The 1,453-nt window shown below is 67.1% G+C and carries 1 protein-coding gene; it reads right to left on the bottom strand.

What is annotated here, in order from left to right; translation table 11 throughout:
• Positions 1–4 precede the first annotated feature (4 nt).
• The coding region (locus V6U77_RS29765) for a 2-hydroxymuconic semialdehyde dehydrogenase (protein ID WP_334610059.1) at positions 5–1,453 on the bottom strand (1,449 nt) is incomplete at its 5' end.

The following is a 1,453-nucleotide window of genomic DNA, read 5'->3' as shown; positions in this document are numbered from 1 at the left end:
TCGCTCATGTCAGGTCCACGCAGACGTTGGTCAGCTCGGAATAGAAATCGAGGGAATGCACGCCACCCTCACGCCCGATACCCGACGCCTTCACCCCACCAAACGGCGTCCGCAGATCCCGCAGGAACCACGTGTTCACCCACACGATCCCCGCATCCAACCCCACCCCCGCCCGATGCGCCCGACCCACATCCCGCGTCCACACCGCCGCCGCCAACCCATACTCCGTACCATTCGCCAACGCGAACGCCTCATCCTCATCATCGAACGGCGCCACATGCACCACCGGCCCGAAGATCTCCTCACGATTCGTCCGCGCCCCCGCACCCAACCCCGTCAACACCGTCGGCTGCACATACGCACCACCATCACGCGCATCACCAAACGCCGGCACCCCACCCCCGGCCAACACCTGCGCACCCTCACCACGAGCCACGTCGTAATAGCCCAACACCTTGTCCCGATGCTGACGCGAAATCAACGGCATGTTCACCGTCGCCTCATCCGCCGGCCACCCGAACGACAGCTCACCAGCCCGCTGCGCGAGCCGCGCCGTGAACTCCTCGAACACCGGCCGCTGCACATAGATCCGCTCCGTGCACAGACACACCTGACCACCGTTGGTGAAGCTCGACCGCACCGACCCCGCCACCGCCGCATCCAAGTCCGCGTCCGCGAACACCAGACCCGCGTTCTTCCCACCCAACTCGAACGACACCGGCCGCACCCCATCAGCAGCCGCCCGCATGATCGCGCTACCGGTCGCCGACTCACCCGTGAACGTGATCGCGTCCACGTCCGGATGCCGGGTCAGGAACTCCCCCGCCGAATCCGGACCGAACCCGTGCACCAGATTGAACACCCCATCCGGCACACCCGCCGCCGCCATCACCTCCGCCAACAACGTCGCCGAGGCCGGCGTCTCCTCACTCGGCTTCACCACCACCGCGTTACCGCACGCCAACGCCGGAGCGACCTTCCACGTCAACAGCAACAACGGCAGATTCCACGGCACGATCACCGCCACCACACCCACCGGCTTACGCACCGCATAGTTCAACGCCCGCCCACCCGACGGCGTGACCGTCGTGAACGACTCCGTCGGCGCCGTCGCCACGATCTCCGCGAACGCCCGGAAATTCGCCGCCCCACGCGGAATATCCAACGTCCGCGCCTGCGAAATCGACTTACCCGTGTCCGCAACCTCCGCGGTCACCAGATCATCGAAACGACGCTCCAACTCGTCGGCGACCCGACGCAACACCTCCGCACGCTCCCGCTCCCCCATCCGACCCCACGGCCCCCGCAACGCCCCCCGCGCCGCCGCCACCGCGTCGTCCACACACCCCTGATCCGCCTCGGCCACCTCGAACACCGGCTCACCCGTCACCGGACTACGCTTGACGAACCGCCGCCCACCCCCGACGAACTCACCACCGACGAAGTTGCGCAG

This window comes from Micromonospora sp. CPCC 205546, assembly GCF_036902715.1.
Taxonomy (GTDB): domain Bacteria; phylum Actinomycetota; class Actinomycetes; order Mycobacteriales; family Micromonosporaceae; genus Micromonospora.
The sequence above is the reverse complement of the archived record's forward strand: the minus strand, read 5'-3'. Positions and strand labels throughout refer to the sequence as shown.